At 66.3% G+C, this 18871-nt stretch carries 17 protein-coding genes and 6 pseudogenes; 4 read left to right on the top strand and 19 right to left on the bottom strand.

Going from position 1 to position 18871, the window contains the following annotated elements:
- The 14 genes and pseudogenes from BLR02_RS26240 to BLR02_RS26175 form a co-directional block, all read right to left on the bottom strand.
- Positions 1-905, bottom strand: a pseudogene (locus BLR02_RS26240) (Clp protease N-terminal domain-containing protein); the annotation flags it as partial.
- 20 nt (positions 906-925) lie between these two features.
- Complete coding sequence (dnaK, locus tag BLR02_RS26235; RefSeq protein ID WP_090665235.1) at positions 926-2851, bottom strand: molecular chaperone DnaK; 1926 nt, start codon at positions 2849-2851, stop codon at positions 926-928.
- A gap of 132 nt (positions 2852-2983) precedes the next feature.
- Positions 2984-3475: an Hsp20/alpha crystallin family protein gene (locus BLR02_RS26230; RefSeq protein ID WP_090665234.1), complete on the bottom strand. Its 492-nt coding sequence runs from the start codon at positions 3473-3475 to the stop codon at positions 2984-2986.
- A 112-nt stretch (positions 3476-3587) separates the two neighbouring features.
- The gene (locus tag BLR02_RS26225) at positions 3588-4049 is read right to left on the bottom strand and encodes an Hsp20 family protein (RefSeq protein WP_090665232.1); all 462 of its coding nucleotides are present in this window, start codon (positions 4047-4049) and stop codon (positions 3588-3590) included.
- Positions 4050-4227: 178 nt separating this feature from the next.
- Positions 4228-5166 (bottom strand): M48 family metalloprotease, encoded by a 939-nt coding sequence (locus BLR02_RS26220; RefSeq protein ID WP_143018321.1) that lies wholly within the window; start codon positions 5164-5166, stop codon positions 4228-4230.
- Positions 5167-5209: 43 nt separating this feature from the next.
- The gene (locus tag BLR02_RS26215) at positions 5210-5578 is read right to left on the bottom strand and encodes a chaperone modulator CbpM (protein WP_090665230.1); all 369 of its coding nucleotides are present in this window, start codon (positions 5576-5578) and stop codon (positions 5210-5212) included.
- Between the two features lie 141 nt (positions 5579-5719).
- Positions 5720-6919: an IS256 family transposase gene (locus BLR02_RS26210; RefSeq protein ID WP_090665229.1), complete on the bottom strand. Its 1200-nt coding sequence runs from the start codon at positions 6917-6919 to the stop codon at positions 5720-5722.
- An 89-nt stretch (positions 6920-7008) separates the two neighbouring features.
- On the bottom strand, positions 7009-7890 hold the full coding sequence (locus BLR02_RS26205; RefSeq protein ID WP_090665228.1) for a DnaJ C-terminal domain-containing protein: 882 nt from the start codon (positions 7888-7890) through the stop codon (positions 7009-7011).
- Positions 7891-7908: 18 nt separating this feature from the next.
- Positions 7909-8634 carry a thioredoxin domain-containing protein gene (locus BLR02_RS31245; protein WP_456303804.1) on the bottom strand — a complete coding sequence of 242 codons (726 nt, stop codon included), beginning with the start codon at positions 8632-8634 and terminating at the stop codon, positions 7909-7911.
- A gap of 338 nt (positions 8635-8972) precedes the next feature.
- Positions 8973-9314, bottom strand: coding sequence for a hypothetical protein (locus BLR02_RS26195; RefSeq protein WP_090665227.1), 342 nt, complete (start codon positions 9312-9314; stop codon positions 8973-8975).
- Between the two features lie 236 nt (positions 9315-9550).
- The gene (locus BLR02_RS26190; RefSeq protein WP_176849841.1) at positions 9551-10297 is read right to left on the bottom strand and encodes an ETC complex I subunit; all 747 of its coding nucleotides are present in this window, start codon (positions 10295-10297) and stop codon (positions 9551-9553) included.
- Positions 10298-10498: 201 nt separating this feature from the next.
- Positions 10499-10981 carry an Hsp20 family protein gene (locus BLR02_RS26185; protein ID WP_090665225.1) on the bottom strand — a complete coding sequence of 161 codons (483 nt, stop codon included), beginning with the start codon at positions 10979-10981 and terminating at the stop codon, positions 10499-10501.
- A gap of 226 nt (positions 10982-11207) precedes the next feature.
- Positions 11208-11486 (bottom strand): annotated as a pseudogene (locus tag BLR02_RS26180) (IS66 family transposase); the annotation flags it as partial.
- 175 nt (positions 11487-11661) lie between these two features.
- Positions 11662-12399, bottom strand: a pseudogene (locus BLR02_RS26175) (IS6 family transposase).
- A gap of 585 nt (positions 12400-12984) precedes the next feature.
- Here BLR02_RS26175 and BLR02_RS26170 point away from each other — a divergent pair.
- Together BLR02_RS26170 and BLR02_RS26165 are read left to right on the top strand one after the other, a co-directional pair.
- The gene (locus tag BLR02_RS26170) at positions 12985-13332 is read left to right on the top strand and encodes a MarR family transcriptional regulator (RefSeq protein ID WP_090665223.1); all 348 of its coding nucleotides are present in this window, start codon (positions 12985-12987) and stop codon (positions 13330-13332) included.
- Between the two features lie 107 nt (positions 13333-13439).
- A pseudogene (locus BLR02_RS26165) lies at positions 13440-13601 on the top strand (IS6 family transposase); the annotation flags it as partial.
- A 24-nt stretch (positions 13602-13625) separates the two neighbouring features.
- Here BLR02_RS26165 and BLR02_RS26160 read toward each other — a convergent pair.
- Positions 13626-14891 (bottom strand): annotated as a pseudogene (locus BLR02_RS26160) (IS256 family transposase).
- A gap of 114 nt (positions 14892-15005) precedes the next feature.
- Between BLR02_RS26160 and BLR02_RS26155 the strand changes: the two are divergent.
- Positions 15006-15446 carry an IS6 family transposase gene (locus tag BLR02_RS26155; RefSeq protein WP_176849840.1) on the top strand — a complete coding sequence of 147 codons (441 nt, stop codon included), beginning with the start codon at positions 15006-15008 and terminating at the stop codon, positions 15444-15446.
- 204 nt (positions 15447-15650) lie between these two features.
- On the opposite strand, the gene BLR02_RS26150 is transcribed toward BLR02_RS26155, so the two are convergent.
- The 3 genes from BLR02_RS26150 to BLR02_RS26145 all read right to left on the bottom strand — a co-directional run bounded on the left by BLR02_RS26150 (position 15651) and on the right by BLR02_RS26145 (position 18103).
- Positions 15651-16745: a TRAP transporter substrate-binding protein gene (locus tag BLR02_RS26150; protein ID WP_090665220.1), complete on the bottom strand. Its 1095-nt coding sequence runs from the start codon at positions 16743-16745 to the stop codon at positions 15651-15653.
- Positions 16746-16949: 204 nt separating this feature from the next.
- Positions 16950-17327, bottom strand: coding sequence for a hypothetical protein (locus BLR02_RS29000; RefSeq protein ID WP_143018320.1), 378 nt, complete (start codon positions 17325-17327; stop codon positions 16950-16952).
- A 62-nt stretch (positions 17328-17389) separates the two neighbouring features.
- Positions 17390-18103, bottom strand: coding sequence for a response regulator transcription factor (locus tag BLR02_RS26145; protein ID WP_090665219.1), 714 nt, complete (start codon positions 18101-18103; stop codon positions 17390-17392).
- A gap of 277 nt (positions 18104-18380) precedes the next feature.
- Between BLR02_RS26145 and BLR02_RS31165 the strand changes: the two are divergent.
- Positions 18381-18521: pseudogene (locus BLR02_RS31165) on the top strand (DDE-type integrase/transposase/recombinase); the annotation flags it as partial.
- Between the two features lie 30 nt (positions 18522-18551).
- On the opposite strand, the gene BLR02_RS30655 reads toward BLR02_RS31165, so the two are convergent.
- Positions 18552-18871: hypothetical protein (locus BLR02_RS30655; RefSeq protein WP_456303805.1), on the bottom strand; the 320-nt coding region annotated here is incomplete at its 5' end.

Genomic DNA, 18871 nt, shown 5'->3' with positions numbered 1-18871 from the left:
CGGCTTCAGCAGGTTGGAGGCGTCCATCGCGCCATCCGCCTTGCCGGCGCCGACCAGGGTGTGCATCTCGTCGATGAAGAGGATGATCTCGCCGGCGGCCTTCTCGGTCTCCGACAGCACGCCTTTCAGGCGCTCCTCGAACTCGCCGCGATACTTGGCGCCGGCCACCATCGCGCCGAGGTCGAGCGCCATGACGCGCTTCGACTTCAGCGCCTCTGGCACGTCGCCCTTGACGATGCGGAGCGCGAGGCCCTCGACGGTGGCGGTCTTGCCGACGCCGGGCTCGCCGATCAGCACCGGGTTGTTCTTGGTGCGGCGGGCGAGGACCTGGATGGCGCGGCGGATCTCCTCGTCGCGGCCGATGACCGGGTCGAGCTTGCCCTCGCGTGCGGCCTCGGTGATGTCGCGGGCGTATTTCTTCAGCGCGTCGAAGCTCTGCTCGGCGTTCTGGCTGTCGACCTTGCGACCCTTGCGGAGGTCGGTGACAGCGGCCTCCAGGCGCTGGGCATCGGCGCCGGCGCCCTTGAGCACACGGCCGGCCGGCGTGTCGGAGGCGGCGAGCGCCACCAGCAGCCGGTCCTGCGCGACATATTCGTCGCCGGCCTTCTGCGCCTGCTGCTGGGCGGCGTCGAGCACGCGGACGATGTCCGGCGTGAACTGCGGTTGGCCGGCGCCGCCGCCGGTGACCTTCGGTTGGCGGCCGATCTCGAGGTCGACGGCCTGCTTCGCCCGGGCGGGGTCGCCGCCGGCGGCGCGGATCAGCCCGCGGCCGCACCCTGTTCGTCGTCGAGCAGGGCCTTGAGCAGGTGCTCCGGCGTGACGCGCTGGTGGTACTCGCGGATGGCGATGGTCTGGGCAGCTTGGAGGAAGCCGCGCGACCTCTCGGTAAATTTCTCGACGTCCATGGTCAGCCTCCTCGGTGCGGTTACCCGCGCTTGCGGTTCCGGTCGTCGATCTCCTCGAAATCGGCATCGACAACATTGTCGTTCCCGGTCTGAGTCGAGGTTGTGCCTGCTGAGCTGCCAGCCTCCGCTTGCTGGGCACCGGCGCTGCGATGCACTGCCTCGCCGAAGCGCCCGAAGGCTTGGGATAGAACCTCGATCTGCTGCTGGATGCGGTCGGCATCATCCGCCGACAGCACGTCCCGCAGCTGCCTGATCGCATCCTCCAGGGCCTGCCGCTCGGCGCTGCCGACCTTAGCGCCATGCTCCTGCAGCTGCTTCTCAGCGGTGTAAATCAGCGCGTCGCCCTGGTTGCGCGCGTCGATTGCAGCCCGGCGGCGCTTGTCCTCCGCCGCATGCTGCTCGGCCTCGCGGACCAGGCGCTCGATGTCCTTCTCGGACAGGCCGCCGCTGGCCTGGATCTTGATCTGCTGCTCCTTGCCGGTGGCCTTATCCTTCGCACTCACGGAGACGATGCCGTTGGCGTCGATGTCGAAGGTCACCTCGATCTGCGGTATGCCCCGGGGTGCGGGTGGGATGCCGACGAGGTTGAACTCACCCAGCATCTTGTTATCGACCGCCATCTCGCGCTCACCCTGGAAGACGCGAACAGTCACGGCCGGCTGGTTGTCCTCAGCTGTCGAGAAGACTTGGCTCTTCTTGGTTGGAACGGTCGTGTTGCGGTCGATCAGCCGGGTGAACACGCCGCCCAGCGTCTCGATTCCCAGCGAGAGCGGGGTCACATCGAGTAGCAGGACGTCCTTCACCTCGCCCTTGAGCACGCCGCCCTGGATCGCGGCGCCGACGGCGACCACCTCGTCCGGGTTGACGTTGCGGGCGGGCTCTCTGCCGAAGAACTGCCTCACCGCCTCGATGACCTTGGGCATGCGGGTCATGCCACCGACCAGGACCACCTCGTCAACGTCCTTGGCGGTGGTCCCAGCATCCTTCAGCGCCTGCTTGCAGGGCTCCATGGTCCGGGCGATCAGGTCGTCCACCAGCGCCTCGAGCTTCGAACGCGTCAGGGTCATCACCAGGTGCTTCGGCCCGGAGGCGTCAGCGGTGATAAAGGGCAGGTTCACCTCGGTCTGCTTGGCGGAGGAGAGCTCGATCTTGGCCTTCTCGGCGGCCTCCTTCAGCCGCTGCAGTGCCAGCCGGTCCTTGCGCAGGTCGATACCCTGCTCGCGCTGGAACTCGCTGGCCAGATGGTCCACGATTCTGGCGTCGAAATCCTCGCCGCCCAAGAAGGTGTCGCCGTTGGTGGACTTCACCTCAAAGACGCCGTCGCCGATTTCAAGAATCGAGATATCGAAGGTCCCGCCGCCGAGGTCGTAGACCGCGATCCTCCCGGAACCCTTCTTCTCGAGGCCATAAGCCAGGGCCGCCGCCGTCGGTTCGTTGATGATTCGTAACACTTCGAGGCCGGCGATTCGACCGGCGTCCTTCGTGGCCTGGCGCTGGGCGTCATTGAAATAGGCGGGGACGGTGATGACGGCCTGCGTCACCTTCTCGCCGAGATAGGCCTCGGCCGTATCCTTCATCTTGGTCAGCACAAAGGCGCTGATCTGACCCGGGCTGTGGCGCTTGCCCTCGATCTCCACCCATGCGTCGCCATTTTCGCCTCGAACGATCTTATAGGGGACCAGACCGCGGTCCTTCTCCACGGTGGGATCATCGAAGCGCCGGCCGATCAGGCGCTTGACGGCGAAAATCGTGTTTGTTGGATTGGTGACGGCCTGACGCTTTGCGGGCATGCCAACGAGGGTCTCGCCACTTTTGGCGAAGGCCACCATCGAGGGTGTCGTGCGCATCCCTTCGGCGTTCTCGACGACCTTTGGCGTGCCGCCCTCCATGATGGCGACACAGGAGTTCGTGGTCCCAAGATCAATCCCGATGACTTTGGTTGCCATGTCTGCCTCCGGCGCTGCGAATTGCTGTTCCGGGTTATGGACGTGCTCGCCAGTTCGGTTCTGGCCGATGTTCATGCCGGTGTTTCCTGGCGGCGGCACCCCGGGCCGGAAGCCAGCCCGGAGGCCGGGACCTCACCCGCTGATCGGAATGCGCTTCACTTGGCGCTGCGCCTCCGGGCGCTTGGCCACGGTGACGGTGAGCACCCCATTGCGGAAGGAGGCGGCCACCTTGTCCGGATCAACATCCGGGCCAAGCTGCAGCGAGCGCTGGAACTGGCCGTGCCAGCGCTCGCTGTACACGGCGCCGCTGCTTTCGGCCTTCTTCTCGCCGCTGAGGATCAGCACGCCATCGTGCAGCGTGACCGCGAGGTCTTTCTCCTCAAGGCCCGGCAGCTCTGCGACGATCCTCACCTCCTGCTCGGTTTCACTCACCTCTACATGCGGCCCGGTCGCCGTCCAGCCAAGTGGGGCGAGCGTGGATGCAACCAAGGAGCCGCGCAAGAAACTGTCGAACACCCGGTTCATCTCGCGCTGCAGGGCAAGAAATGGGTTGTTCTCATCGTTTCCGCTCGGGACGGGGGCGGTGCGGTTGCGGCCCCACGGGGTGAGGTCACTCATCATCATGGTTGCCTCCATTCCCACCGGGAGCGGCAGGCACACAGCGCCGCGCGGCACCCGCACCTGCCGGCCCGGTGTCATATAGGTGTGTTTGTGTCGGTGAGGTGGTCTCCCTGGCTCAGGCGGCCTGCTGGCCCTCGATCTGCCGCGGACCCTGGGCCGAGCGATTGGCGATCTCGATCCGTCGCGGCCGCATCGCCTCGGGCACTTCGCGCTTGAGTTCAATCGTCAGCAGGCCATCGGCGAGGCTGGCGCCGTTTACCTCAACGAAATCAGCGAGGTTAAAACGCCGCTCGAAGCCGCGCGTCGTGAGACCCCGGTGGAGATACTGACCGCCCCGGTCCATCGACTTCTGGCCCGAGACCAGCAGCAGGTTCGGCTGGCCCTCGATCGAGATCTCGTCCGACTTGAAGCCGGGGACGGCCAGTGTGATGCGGTAGGCGTCCTCGCCGGTCTTCTCGATGTCGTAGGCCGGGAAGCTCTCATTCGGCTCGACACCCGTGGTCCGATCGAGCAGATCGAACAGCCGGTCAAAGCCGATGGTGGACCGCGAAAGCGGCGCAAAGTCGATCATCCTCATAGCCACATCCTCCTCTGAGCGACATGGATACGGGCACCGAAGCGCCTGGCCCGGCGCCCACCGAACCCGGTTGCGGCATTCGGCAACAAATGAACTAGGAAAATGCTGCACCGGTTCAAGCCCTCTGCCGCCCGTAATGCCTCCCACGACCCGAGCCGCCCGGCAATCAAACGGAGAGCTACAAAAGCCACCGGCGCGCCAGCCGCTGGGCCGGGTGGTGGCTGCCCAGGGTCCACAGCGCCGGAGGCGCAATCACGACCCGGTCTGGATCCGACAACACCGGACGCACCGGCGCCGCCATGCTGCGCAGGGCCGCGATGCGGTCCTTGAGCGTGGGATGAGTGCGGAGCCAATTCATCCAGAACGGGCCACGGGAGGTCAGGCGCTCCCAGTCGTCACCTTGCATGCGCCAGATCCGCGCCAGGGCTTCGGCCAAGGCTGCGACATCGCCGGTCAGCTCGACCGCGCCCGCATCGGCCAGGAGTTCTCTCCGTCGCGAGAGCGATAGGGTCAGAACATCGCTGAGCAGCGGCGCAGCCAGCAGCAGCACCATGGGTAGAGGTGCTGGCATCGCATCGGTGGCCCACAACGTTGGCAGGAAGACCAGGAGCACCAGCGCTCCGAGGCCGGCCATGCCGCGCGTCAAGGTGGCCGCTGCAGTCGCCAAGCGGAGGACCAGCAGATCGCCATGCCGGATATGCGCAACCTCATGCGCCAGCACCGCCGCCAGTTCACGTCGTGACAGGGCCCGCAGAAGTCTGGACGTTACCGCGATGACGGGTGCTTCTCGGCTGCCGGCCGCCATAGCCTGCAGCGTCGGCGAGGGAATGAGATAAAGGTGCGGCGGATGCGGCAGGTCGGCACGCCGCGCCAGCGCCGCCGATAGGGCGAAAAGGTCCGGCGCCTGGGCGGGCGAGAGACGGACCGCGCCAAAGGCCTGCCGGAAGAGAAGGTCGCCTGGCATCGGGTCGAGGAACAGAAAGGCCAGCGCTATGCCGGCGCCGAAGGCGAGCCCCTCCACACCGCCAACCAGCAACCCGGTCCACCCCGCCAATCCAACCAGGAACAGCAGGATCAGCGCCGAATGGAGCCGGTTGAGCCGCCGCTGTCGGGCCAAGGCCGCCGGGTCGAGCCGCAGCGCCGCGGCGCGCCGTGCCCGCTCAATCCACACCGGACAGCGGTCCCTCGCCCGGATGTCTCACCACCTCTACCTGGCCGCCCCGGAGCCGAGCCAGGATCTCCTGTTGCAACGGTGCCGGCAGCCCTTGGAGTGCCGAGTTCACCCGGTGCAGCGCATGTCGGAACCCATGCAGCTGGTCGAGCAGGTCAAGCACGATGGCGATGCCCTCGTCGTTCACTCCCATGCCCTCCCGCAGGTCGCGGATCAGGCGGGCGCGAGCGAGGTCAAGTTCGGAGAAGGGGTGCTCGGGGGCCGCCTGCTGGGGCGCCAGCCAGCCCGCCTTGATCCAGGCGTCCAGCGAGACGGCGTCGACCCGGGCCCGGAGCAGGAAATCGTGGATATCGAACATTCACCCCTCCATCCCGGCCCGCGGGTTGTGGGCCTTGCCGCCCTCCCAACGGGCAGCGAAAGTCTCCAAATCCGGGTCCGACCGGGTCGTGTCCCTGGACGTGGTGTAGGAGCGGTGCTCCTGGCGGGCTGTGCCGCGGCGTCAGACAGCTGCGACTGGCAGGCTGACGGCTGGAGTATCGCTCACGGCGGTGATGGTCTCCAGCGTCATATAGCGCGAGCGCTGGGTGGCCCATTCATCGGATTGCTCGAGCAGGAGCGCGCCGACGAGCCTGACGACGGCGGCCTCGTTGGGAAAGATGCCGACCACGTCGGTGCGGCGCTTGATCTCGCCGTTAAGCCGCTCGATCGGGTTTGTGCTGTGGAGCTTGGCGCGGTGTTCGCGGGGGAAGTCCATGAAGGCCAGGACATCCTCCTCGGCCGCGTCCATCAGGCTGGCCAGCTTTGGCACCTTGGGGCGGAGCTGGTCGGCAACCCGGCGCCATTGGGCGTGAGCGGCTGGGGCATCCGCCTCGGCATAGGCGGTGCCGATCCAGGCCGAGACAATGCGGCGCTGGGTTTTGCCCGCATGGGCGGCGGCGTTGCGGCCGAAATGCACGCGGCAGCGCTGCCATGTGGCCCTGAGCACCCTGGCCACAGCGGCCTTGAGGCCCTCATGGGCGTCGGAGATGACCAGCTTGACGCCGCGCAGGCCACGCCGGGCCAGGCTGCGCAGAAAGTCGGTCCAGAAGGTCTCCGCCTCGGAGGCGCCGACTGCCATGCCGAGCACCTCGCGCCGGCCATCGCCATTGACGCCGACCGCGATGGTGACTGCGACCGAGACAATCCGGCCTGCCTCCCTGACCTTCACATAGGTGGCGTCGAGCCAGAGATAGGGCCAGTCGCCCTCAATCGGGCGGGCGAGGAAGTCCTGCACCCGTTCGTCGATCTCGCCGCAAAGGCGGCTCACCTGGCTCTTGCTGATGCCCTCCAGGCCCATGGCGCGGACCAGTTCGTCCACCGAGCGGGTGGAGATGCCCTGCACATAAGCCTCCTGGATCACCGCCGTCAGCGCCCGCTCCGCCAGCCGCCTCGGCTCCAAAAAGGCCGGGAAGTAGGAGCCGCGCCGGAGCTTCGGAATACGCAGTTCCACCGTCCCGGCTCGGGTCTGCCAGTCTCGCCCGCGGTAGCCGTTGCGCTGGTTCACCCGATCGGCGCTGCGCTCGCCATGGCCAGCACCGCAAGCTCCCTCAGCATCCAGCTCCATCAGCCGATGGGCGGCGAAACCAATCATCTCCCGCAGGAAAGTGGCGTCAGAGCCCCGCTCCAACAGCTCTCGAAGGGCAATCCTGTCGTCGGTCATCGTGGCGTCCTTGGATCAGAGTTGCGTGTCGCAACACAACCCTACCGAGGACCAACCACGATGGCCGCCACCGTTGCGGTGGCAGCCTCCTACACCACGCCCTGGGACTGGACCTCCGACCGGTCCGGCAGCACGATCCGTAGCGTCGCAAACGCATCGCCGTGGGAACCGTCGGGTCGCCGCACGCCGCGCCCTCTCAGCCGCAGCACCGTGCCGGTGTTGGAGCCCTTGGGAATGGTGACAGCAACCGGCCCTGCTGGCGTCGGCGCCTCCACTCGGCCGCCGAGCACCGCCTCCGACAGGCTCACCGGCAACTCGAAATGGATGTCGTCGCCCTTGCGCGTAAAGTGCCGGTGCGACCCGACCTCGACCTCGACGAGCAGGTCGCCCGCAGGTCCCCCACCGATGCCGGTGTCGCCCTTGCCCCGAAGGCGAAGCACTTGGCCATCCCGTGTCCCGGGCGGCACCGTGACGTCCACGGTCGAGCCGTCCGGCAAGGTCAGCCGCTTCGTCGTGCCGTTGACCGCTTCCAGGAAGTCCAGCGCAAGTTGCCCGCGCAGGTCGCCGCCATGCATCCGCATCCCGGCACCGCGGCCACCGGTACGCCTGCCGCGGCCAAGGAGTTCGGCGAGCAGGTCGTCCGTGTCCATCATGTCAGCGAAGCCGGCATCGCTCGCATAGGATTGCTGCCCTGGACCGGCACCTCCGGTGAAGTCGCGGTAGAAATGTGTCGGCTGCGGTTGCTCGGCACCCGAGGCGTCGATCTCGCCGCGGTCGAAGCGTGCGCGCTTGTCGGGATCGCCGAGCAAGTCATGGGCCGCCGACACCCGCTTGAACCGCTCCTCGGCCGTACGGTCGCCCGGATTGAGGTCCGGATGCAGCTTCCTGGCCAGGCGACGGTAAGCACTGCGGATCTCATCCTGTGTGGCGTCACGCTTCACACCAAGGATGTCGTAAGGGGTCTCGCTCATGGTCGTCTGCCTTGCCCGTCAGGCCCCGGCCGAGGCATGGGACGCCCATTCGACGATCTGGCGCGCCGGCATGGCGCCCGCCCTGCGTGCCACCTCCTGCCCGCCCGCAAACAGCGCAAGCATCGGAATGCCGGAGATCCGCAGCTCAGCGGCTAGCCCGGGGGCCTCCTCGGTGGAGAGCTTCGCCAGCCGCATCCGTGGCTCGAGCGCGCGCGCCGCCGCCTCGAACTCGGGCGCCATCGTGCGGCAGGGGCCGCACCAAGAGGCCCAGAAATCAATCAGCAGCGGAATCCCGCTATGGCTGAGATGTCGCCGGAAACGCGCCTCCGACAGGGAGGCGGGGCGCCCCTCGAACAGCGGCGCGCGGCATTCGCCGCATCTCGGCACGTCGGTCAGCCGGTTGGCCGGAACGCGGTTGATCGTATCGCAGTGCGGGCAGACCACCTGGACTGGCTCAGGCATGTTCATGATCCTCATCGACGGCGCAGGACACCGGTTTGCAATCGGTTCGGCCTGGATCGTTGGTTCTCGAGCATCGGGCCGGAGGCCGGCCACCGCCAGTGTGACGCGGCAGGCGTCCTCCCCGGTTCGCTCGATCTCGTGGGGTGGGTAGCTCTTGATGGGTTCGGCCTGCAACGCGCCCGGCACCTCCTCGAGCATCCAGCCGGGTCCCATGCTGGACCGTAGCAGCCGGCCGAAGTCGATCCCGGGCCTCGTCGCCGCATGGTCCTTGCGAAGCACCATGGACACGCCGAGCACCTGTCCTCGGTGCCATCCGCCGAGCCTCGTTCGGGCACCCGGCCCGAGCATGGATGGTGCTCGCATTCGCCGGCTTGGCGCCCCGCAGCACCGTCGCCAGCACTGCCAGGCTAGGCGGCGGTGCAAGCAAGGCAGCGACCCAAAGGGGCGGCGCCCAGAAGAACGGGAAAGGGGCCGCCACGGCACATGCCATGGCTGCCGCAGAAGCCCAGTAGACCGGGCCGGGGTTACCCTGATGCCGTCCCAGCCGCACTTGCGATACCGACGGCATCGTCACGACTGCTTCGTGCTCTGCCTTATGCATGACGGCACCCTCCTTGCTGTCATGCCGTTGCGACCAGGCCGAGGACATTCAGCAGCCCGAGCAGGGCCAGTGCGTAGATGACCGCCCGCCCCAGGAGGTCCTTCATGTCCTCGATCAGAAGATCACGGCGCCAACGAGCAGACCTCCGGAGTGCCGGAGCGCGCTGCCCGTTGTCGGCATCACCCTCTTCCAGAGGCGACGTGGTACCGCAGAGCGGAGAGCGGTTGTTGCTGGGTCCGTTCCAGAGCGAGCGCTGGGTCTGGTCCGGCATCCGGTCGAAGCGCAGAGACGACCGGGACAGAAGGTCGAAAGGGTTTTCAGCCCACATCTCCACGTCCTCCTTGCGAAGCAACATGGCCATGGCGGCACTCGAGGTCCGTGCCACCCGCCAGGCCTCGGTCGAGCACCTGGCAGAGTTGTTGATAGTCTTCCGTTCACCCCGTTCAAGGCCTGGCGGCACGGCTCCCCGAAGTCCGGGACCAGTCACCCTGCCGACGCAGCCCTCTCGAAGCGTGGGAGAGCCGAGGTGATAGCCAGGGCCACGATCCCCTGCAATCCCTTGGCTCTCCACGGCCGGCCCCGGCCAGGGCCGACCGGCTAGATCGGCACAGAGTGCGCTTGCTCCCGCGCGGACGGCGCCTGTATCCGGTCGAGCAGGGCAAGGGCCTGCAGCACCTCATCGAGGCGCGAAGGCTCGCCACCGTCCAGCGGCGCCTCGTCCGCCGTGGCCTCGATCCGCCGTGCATCCCAGAGCCAGCGCGCGAGGATCTCGCGCTTTTCCTCCGTGGTTAGCAGCGGATGTGTGGCGACATCGCGCGGGCTGGCGAAGACCCTGGCAGGGTCGAGCAGCGCCGCGTCGAGGTCAGGCATCACGAGGTGCGGGCGCTCCCAGGCGAAGCAAAACAGGGGATCTCCCTGCAGGGTGGCATGCGCCGGAGCACCTGGCAGGTTTCCGGCCGTGCATTGTACCGAGCGTGGCTCCTGCGGCTCATGCACGGTGAAGGGCAAGCTCTCCCTCTGCGCGTAGACCACGGCGGCTTCCCGGCTCGGGAAGCTCAGCCGGACATGGCGCAGCGGATCCGTGCCGCCAATCCAGCCCATCAGCGGCTCGATGAACTCGGGCGAGCGCGGCTCGAACTCGAGCACCCAGTGACAGGTGTTTGCCCGGCCGGAGGTCATGGCCGATCGGCTGGGACGGTAGATGACGGCTCTGGCATCCGGCGGGAAGCTCGGCAGCGTCAAGCCGGGCATGCTCTCCATAGGCTTGGCCGGCTCGCCGGTGAGCAGGCGGGCGAGCTGGCCCTCCGCGACAATGTCACGGGTTCGGTGGTGACGAACGCTCATGGTTTGCTCTCCTTGCCAAAGGGGACCGCCAGGGCTAGGGCCGGGCTGGAACACCGGGATCCCGTTCGGCGGCCAGGGGCGACCGCGGATAAACCGGCACGGATGGTGGGCGACCACGCCCATCATCCTGATTGCCGGTCCTGTCCGACCAACATGCGCCCGGCACCGCACGGCGCCGGTGTTCAGGGAAACCCGGCCGGCTCAGGCGGCCTGCCGCTCCTCAATCCGCCGCGGACCCTGGGCCGGGCCGCCCTTGCCAATCTGGATGCGGCGCGGCCGCATCGCCTCCGGCACCTCGCGCTGGAGATCAATGGACAGGAGGCCGTCGGCGAGGCTGGCGCCCACGACCTTCACATGGCCGGCCAGTTCGAAGCGGCGCTCGAAGCCACGGCCCGCGATGCCGCGGTACAGGACTTCGCGCTGTTGCTCATCACCCTCGCCCCGGTTCTGCCTCTCGCCGGAGACCACCAGCAGGTTCTGCTGCGCCGTCACCGAGAGCTCGTCAGGGCGGAAGCCTGCTACCGCGAGGGTGACCCGGTAGCTGTCCTGGCCGGTGCGCTCAATGTCGCAAGGCGGGTAGTTCTCCCCGGCGCCGCCTCGCATCGCGTGCTGCAGCAGGTCGAACATCCGGTCAAAGCCCACGCTGGACCGGAACAGCGGGCTGAGGTCCAGGTCGGTCCTCATTTCCACATCCTCCTCCCGAAGCAACATGGATCTGAGCGGCGCCGCCACCCGGCGCCGTCTGCCGGGTCCCATCCGGGCACCTGGCGGATTGTCTGTGGTTCGCCGCCCGCCAGCTTCAAGACCCTGAAATGAACTGCCGGCGGACCGGATACGGTAGCGCCGGATGCGCAGCTAAGACCGATCCGCTTTACGTCTGACCCGGGCGTGAGTCGAGGCGATGCGACAGCGCGTTGGCGATGGCGCCTTCGGAGATCGGGAGGCTGAAGAGCTCGCCGGCCAGTCGCGCCAGCCGCTCGAAGCCGACATGATGGCTGTGGTGCAAATAGGCTAGCAGGGCATGAGTATTGTGGCCGAACGGCGTGCCCGGCGGCATGTCAGCCAGTGGCGCGGCGCGGAAGCGCTTGGCACAGGCGCAGCGCCCGCCGTGCAACCCGATCCGCGTTACCTGTGGCGCCACCGGCGGGACGTCCATGTGGCCGTAGCGCATACGGCAGCTCTGCTGCCCGCGTTGCAAATTCGCCTTGCCCCGCAAGGGGCATCCACACATGCGATAAGTCGCCCATCTCGCGTGTTTCACGGACTTGCCGTAATCGCGCGGCACATCGCCCAGGCTGCTGTCACCGTGAACGGTTGTGTTGCGAAGGCTGGACAGGGCTGCGAGTAGCCCCGCAGGCTCCAGATCAGGTGGCGACCTGGAACAGCTCGTCGACGAAGGTAGCTCGGGTCCGCATGTCGCGTCCGCGAACCTTCCGTACCTGCCCCTACCTGATCATCACCATGGCCTCGTAGCCTGCCAGTGTACGTCGCGCCGTGTGGAAACTGCCGAAGCCCTGCCCAGGTCTCACCAGGCGTTTTTCGCCCCGGTGGTCTTGTTCCACTATGTTATTGAGAAACTTGCATTGTCGTAGCCGCGAGCGTCGCCACAGCTCGCCGTCCTCTTTGATCTGCTCGACGGCGCATGGGCAAGCCGGGTTCTTGTCGACGGTAATGGTGCGCGGGTTCACCGTGTGAAGCTGCGCCAAGGCCTTGCGGAAGAAGCGCTTTGCAGCCTCGGCGTCGCGCTTGGCTGAGAGCAGGAAGTCAATGGTCTGCCCACGGCTGTCCACCGCGCAATACAGGTAGGTCCAGCGGCTCTTCACCCGGACTTAGGTCTCGTCCACTCGCCACGACCCGTTGCTTGAGCGCAGGTGCGGCCGCATCCGCTTCTCAATTTCCGGCGCGTAGGTCTGGACCCAGCGGAAGACGGTGGTGTGGGCGACTTCTACGCCGCGATCGACCAGCATCAGCTCAAGGTCTCGGTAGCTCACCGGGAACATCAGGTACCAGCGGACCGCCCAGAGGATCACCTCGGCGGTGAACTGCCGTCCCTTGAAGGACTGACCCGGCCTCCCCGAGGCCGCTCTCCGCCGTCTCGCCATGCCCCAGTTTGTACCTGCTCAGGGTGGCGCCGCAAGGATGCAACAGAACCGCGCCAGCTGCTGGTGCTCGGCGCAGCCTGGAGGCAGCGGACTGGGCTACACGCCTGCTGGCGCGGCGGCCTTTCAAGGTCGTCGCCGTGGCGCTGGCCAACAAAGCGCCTGCCAGCGCCGTCCGGGACGAGATCCCTGCCCTGCCCCCGTCGAGCCCAAAATCTGGCGGTTTGTCGCGGTGCAGCAAGACCTCTCCAGACATGCGATAGGGAGCGCTGCGCACCCGCTGCTGGCAGACGCGCCCGGAAGCTACGTGTTGGAGAAGGTGGCCCGGGTTGGCCGCACACCCTTGTGCCCGCCTCCAAACTGGCTGCACTGCAGGCACCTCAATATCCCACAGCGGCTCTGTTGTATGGGTCAGCCGTGCCGACGCCCTGAACCCTACGGCCGAAAGGGGCTGATCACTGTGCCCTAAGCGCTGCAAAGAGCAATGCAACAGCTCTGCTGACAACGGTATTTGAATCTGGAAGCGGAAACAAACACCAGGCCTAACGTTGTTCCGTTCCAAAGGACGGCAAACCGTTGGAGGCGACAATGGATGACTATGCACTGCCACAGTTGCTACGCGGAACAGTTTTGACCCTGGTGAGGCAGGACAGCCCAGATCTCACTGCTCGTCAGCTAGGCATCCTCCTCACCGTCTACCTCAAGCCGGAGCCCCACACGGTGCGCGGCTTGGCAGCAGGGCTCAACATATCCAAGCCCGCCGTGACCCGCGCCTTGGACCGGCTGGGTGAGTTGGATCTAGTCCGGCGCGAGTTGGACCCAATGGACCGCCGCAGCGTACTCGTACAACAAACCCCTGGAGGGCAAGCGTATTTGGCTGAGCTGCGCCGAGTGATGGCGGCGGCTGCCACAGACAACCTCGCAGCGGCCGCGTGAGCGCCTAACAACCAGAATGCTGCACAGACCGGCAGAAACAACCTCAACAGGGCATTGCCAAGTTGTTGGACTCTGTCGGAACGAAGCGGCTGGGACAAGCTGGGTTGATGACGCCCAAGCTCGCCACCTACTCCGGATACCGCTTTCTGGCGGAGATCATCAGCCACGCCGTGTGGCTATATCATGTCTTCAGCTTGAGCCTGCGCGACGTCGAGCTGATACGGGCCGAACGGGGCATTAGCGTTACCCACGAGAGCATCCGGAGCTATGCCGGAATTTGGGTGACGCCGTGATCAGGCGGCGTGTTGTGCTGGCGTGTTGCTGACCTCGACGCCGTTCCTGAATGTGACGCCTTGGATGACCTTGGGCAACTGGTTCTCGCCCTTCAGCTTGTGTCAAGTTTTGGCGGCGGCCATGACCAGCTTGAACACCATCAACCGGGCGGTGTCCTGTGACAGGGCGCCCTTGGTCCGCACCGTCCGGTGCCGCACGGTGGCAAAGACGCTCTCGATCGGGTTCGAGGTGCGCAGATGGTCCCAGTGCTCGGCAGGAAAGTCGTAGAAGGTCAGCAGTGCGTTGCGGTCCTTCGTCAGGCAGGCGGCGGCCTTCTGGTATTTGGCCCCGTACTTCTCGGCGAAGGTCGCGATTGCCGCCTCGGCCGTCGCGCGGTCCGGCGCCATCCAGACCTCGCGCAGGTCGGCCTTGGCTGCCGGCTGGACCGACTTCGGCACCTTGTCCAGGACGTTGGCGGTCTTGTGCACGGTGCAACGCTGATGCCGGGTCGTGGGCCAGACCTCCTCGAGCGCCTTCCAGAAGCCGAGCGCCCCGTCGCCGGTGGCCAGCTCGGGCGCGATCGCCAGGCCACGCGCCTTGAGATCGACCAGTAGCTCCCGCCAGCTCTGCGTGCTCTCGCGTAGGCCGACCTGGAAGCCGACCAGTTCCTTCCTGCCCTCCGGGGTAGCGCCGATCAGCACCAGCATGCATTCGGCCTGCGGCTCCATCCGCGCCTGCAGGTAGACCCCGTCCGCCCAAAGATAGACGTAGCGCCGCGCCGACAGGTCGCGCCGCTGCCAGCGCGCATGGTCCGCCTCCCACTCGCCCCGCAGCCGGGCCACCACCGACGGCGACAGGTTCGGAGCATCCTTGCCCAGCAGCGCCCCGAGCGCCTCCTGGAAGTCACCCATCGAGACCCCGCGCAGGTAGAGCACCGGCAGCAGTGCATCCAGGCTCGCCGTCCGCCGCGCCCAGCGCGGCAGGATGCTCGAGGTAAAGCGGATCCGCTCAGCCGCCGCGCTGGTGCCGCGGTCGCGCAGCTTCACCCGCCGCACCGCGACCGGGCCAATCCCGGTCTGCACCTGGCGCTCGGGGCCATGCCCGTGCCGCACCAGGCGCTCGCGCCCGTCCGGCAGCGCCACGCCCTTCATCGCCGCCAGGAACGCCTCGGCTTCCGCCTCAATAGCCTGGGCCAGCAGCCGGCGGGCACCGCTCCGCAGGACAGCGGTTAGCGGATCGTCGGCCTCATCGGGCTGCCGGAGTGGGACAACTGTGGTATGGCTCATCGTGGCGTATCGCTCCTTCGGGAGGTTCTGGCAGGCTCGTCACCCACCTCGATACGCCGCCTATCTCAAACCGCCATCACCCAGGTTCGGCCATAGCTCGAGCATCCGGAACTGGTGTCTGACATTCGGCGGCACCTTTGCTCGAAAGCTGCGCCGACGCCGGGGGACACCTGGCACCTTGATGAGGTGTACCTGGAAATAGACGGCGTGCTTCATTACCTCTGGCGCGCGGTGGATCAACATGGCGTTGTGCTCGACATCCCGGTGCAGGACTGGCGGAACGCTAGCGCGGCCAAGCGCTTCTTCAAGCGTATGCTCGCCGGTCTCAAGTTCAAACCCAGCCGCATCATCACCGACAGGCTGCGCAGCTATGGCGTGGCGCAGCGTGAGGTGCTGCCTGAGGTCAAGCACCGAACCATCCGTTATCTGAACAACAGAGTGGAGAACTCCCATCGACCGACGCGGCGCCGGGAGAGCCAGATGCAGCGCTTCAAGTCGCCCCGACAGGCGCAGCAGTTCCTCTCGTCCCACGCCATGATCTACGGCCATTTCTGACCGCGGCGGCACCTGATGACTGCCGTGCAGTACCGCCATGCCCGCGACAAAGCCTTCCGGATCTGGCACGAGGAGACATGCGTCCAGATCGCAGCGTAAGCCTGCAGGGCCGTTATGCCGCTCGGTCCAGCGCGACTATTGCTTGAACAACTTGGCAATTCCCGCGGAACTGCGCCGCCAAGCAAATGTGGCGAAGCGGCACGATCAATCGGAGTTCGCCAGGATGCCTCGGGCCGGCGCCATGTAGCGGTTCCAGGCTTCGGCGCATTCCGTGCCACAGCGTCGGACCCAACTGGGCAAGACCGTCTCGCGCATCAACTGATCCCGACGCTGCCGGTCGTGCGATGCATCATCGAGCACCACCATCTGGCCGCGAGTGCCGGTAGTGCAGTCCGGCCGCCCCGCGTTGCAGGCGAAGCCTTCCTCGGTCTCGCGATCGGCAGACTGCCAGATGTCCTCCTGCAGGCCAGCCAGCCCCTTTTGTAGCTGGGCCCGTACCTCCGGCGGCAGTGCCGCCCAGGCGCCGATGTTGGCACCGAAGAAGGAAACTCCCCAGCTCATCGCCTGCTGCGAGAGGTGTGAGGTGACGGTGTGCAGCCCGAGCGCATTGCCCGACAGGGAACCGGTGACAGCGCACTCTACGACCCCGCCGCGTACCGCGCCGACGATCTCGGCAAAGGGCACAATAACCGGCGTTGCACCAAGTGCCTGCATTAACTCACTCAGTCCAACCGAGGACACCCTGATACGCCGGCCAGCAAGGTCGCCGAAGCTGGTGAAAGGCTGGCGACAGAACATGACCTGCGCCGGATAGGTATAGACCGCCAGAAGCTGAATTCCGAAGCGCTCGCGCAGAACGGCCTCTAGCCGCGGCCGCCAGAGGGTCACTGTTTGCCGCAGGGTGGCGATGTCGGGGTTGAGCAGCGGCAGATCCATGGCGTTCAACTCTGGCTCTTCCGCGGCGGCTACCGCCAACGTCACGGTCCCAAAGGGCACCACGCCCAGCCGCATGAGCGGCAGCATCTCCGTCCCACGGATGCCGGTGCTGTTGTGGGGTGTGATCTCGGCACGAACCCGGCCCCTGGTCAGGCGGGGGACCTGTTCGGTCCAGAACGGTGCTTCATGGCGGGAATACTGGGCAACGCCGCCCAAACCACCGGCGATCTTGATGTGGATCGGCGGGTTGTCCTCCGCGGCAGATGGACCGGCAGCCGTCAGCAGCAGGCCGAGACAGGCCGCCCGTAAACCCCAACTCCAAAAAGACAGGGGCTGGGGCAAACCAAACTGGCGTGACGCCATGGCACCGCTACCTTCCCGAACTCGGCGACTGTCCACATCAGTGCGAACAGACCGTTAGATAGGTAGATTATATGCCACCGCATGGTCGTGCGATGCGCGAAGATGCGAGCACCTCCCGACACTGGGTTCCTGTCGCCGAGCGTCAAAAAGCCACCACTCTCCCGGCTTTTGCAACAAAAATACCTCCCGCCCGTGCGCGACACCCTAGCCGGCCGAGGTTGGTGCCCATTGTTCAGCGCCCAGGGCAGCAAAGGCCACATCCGCTGCAAATGTCTGAAGATCTTGCAGCACGGACCTCAGCAGCTTCGCCTCAGCGGTACATAATCCAGCGTCATTCTCATCATCTGATGCGAGGCGCGTCACCAACAGCTCCACCTTGCGTGTAAGAACTGCAAGCGACGGTGACGGCGCAGCAGCAAGACTGGCCACCAATCCAAGGCTGGTGCCGTCTGAGGCATCCTGCTCCAGCCATTCGTCAGCACCGACCTCGGCTGCAAGATCGTCGATCTTGGACAGCTGAGCCTGCGTGCTATGTGCCGTATCCACGAGACGCTTAGTGGGAAAGAGCAGGATCTCAGCCATGATCTGGGCTTCCTAAACCTGATTGAGAGAAGGCTAAGTCCTTGCAGGGAGCCCCGGGCTCATTAAGCCTGCGATGTTGCGGCTACGCTCAGGCTGTAGCCGCCATTCTCGGTCAGCAGCAGGCGCGGCTGGCCGGGATCCGCCTCCAGCTTCTGACGCAGGCGGTAGACATGCGTCTCGAGCGTGTGGGTCGAGACGGCGCTGCTGTAGTTCCAGACCTCGTTCAGCAGGGTCTGCCGCGCCACCGCCTTGCCACCAGCGCGGTAGAGGAACTTCAGGATCGCGCATTCCTTGTCGGTCAGCCGGATCTTGCGGTTGCGGGCTGTCTCCTGCAGCAGGCGGACGCTGGGGCGGAAGACATAGGGACCGATAAGGAAGGAGGCGTCCTCGGAGTTGTCGAACACCCGCAGCTGGGCCCGTACCCGGGCGAGAAGCTCCGGCAGGCGGAAGGGCTTGGCTAGGTAGTCGTTGGCGCCGGCGTCGAGGCCGCGAACCACGTCCTGCTCCGCATCGGCGCCGGTGACCATGATGACCGGCATCCGCCGCCCCTCTCGGCGCAGCTTGGCGCAGAACTCGCGGCCATCCGCATCCGGCAGGCCGACATCGAGCAGGATGGCGTCGTAGCGGGCGCCGGCGCTGGCCAGCTTGGCCTCCGCCTCGGCTGCGCTCTCCGCCTCGTCGGCGCTGAACTCGCCGCCGAGCAGGATCTGCTCGGCCAAGGTGGCACGCAGCGCGGCATCGTCCTCGACGATGAGGATCTGGCGAAGGGCGGACATGGGGGCCTCCGGGGGTGAAGGGACAGAGCCGAACCTCGGCTCCGGAATATCGTCTACAGGTTGATGGGCTTGCACACGAATCACTCATTTGCGAGCATTGTATCTTAATTTAGACGTTTTCGGGCCGGGTGTGGCTGGGTATCGCTCCACCTACGACGCTAAAGCGGTTAGCGCTTCGCCGTGGCCACACCGCCCGGCTGGCCTGATAGCTGACGCCTGGGAAGCGGACGGCTCACTACTGGCAAGAATGGCAACTTGAGCCCGGATCTGCCGGGAGTTGCAGCATGTAGCCGGGCTGGCTGACTATCTGAGGGTTCGTGGTCGCTGGGCGTATCTGTACCGGGCCATCGACCGCGACGGCGACCTCGTCGACACCATGCTGAGCGAACACCGCGACATGGCGACGGCACAGGCTTTCTTCCGCTCGGCTAAGCTCGGCTTTGGCCATTCAGGCTGCGTGGCAAAGGGCATAGGCGATGCTCTCGCGGAGGGCTGGCGAGAGTTTCGCAGCGTCGGCCGACTGCCGGGACACGGCGAAACCCTGCTCGCTCCAGACTGCCCGCCGTACTGCGGCAAGGCTGTCGGCGAAGGTCGGCCGCTGTTTGTGGTACCAGGCGCTGGTCGAGATCCGGACCCGGGCACGGCAATCGAGGCGCGAGGCCAACAGGGTGACGATCGAGAACAGCCCGAGCAGGCAGGGCGTGGTGCGGGCGATCGCCTTGTCCGACCACTGACGTTGGGTCTCGACGCCGAGGTGGTCGCGCACCT

The sequence above is a fragment of the Belnapia rosea genome (genome assembly GCF_900101615.1).
GTDB classification, from domain to species: domain Bacteria; phylum Pseudomonadota; class Alphaproteobacteria; order Acetobacterales; family Acetobacteraceae; genus Belnapia; species Belnapia rosea.
The sequence above is the reverse complement of the archived record's forward strand: the minus strand, read 5'-3'. Positions and strand labels throughout refer to the sequence as shown.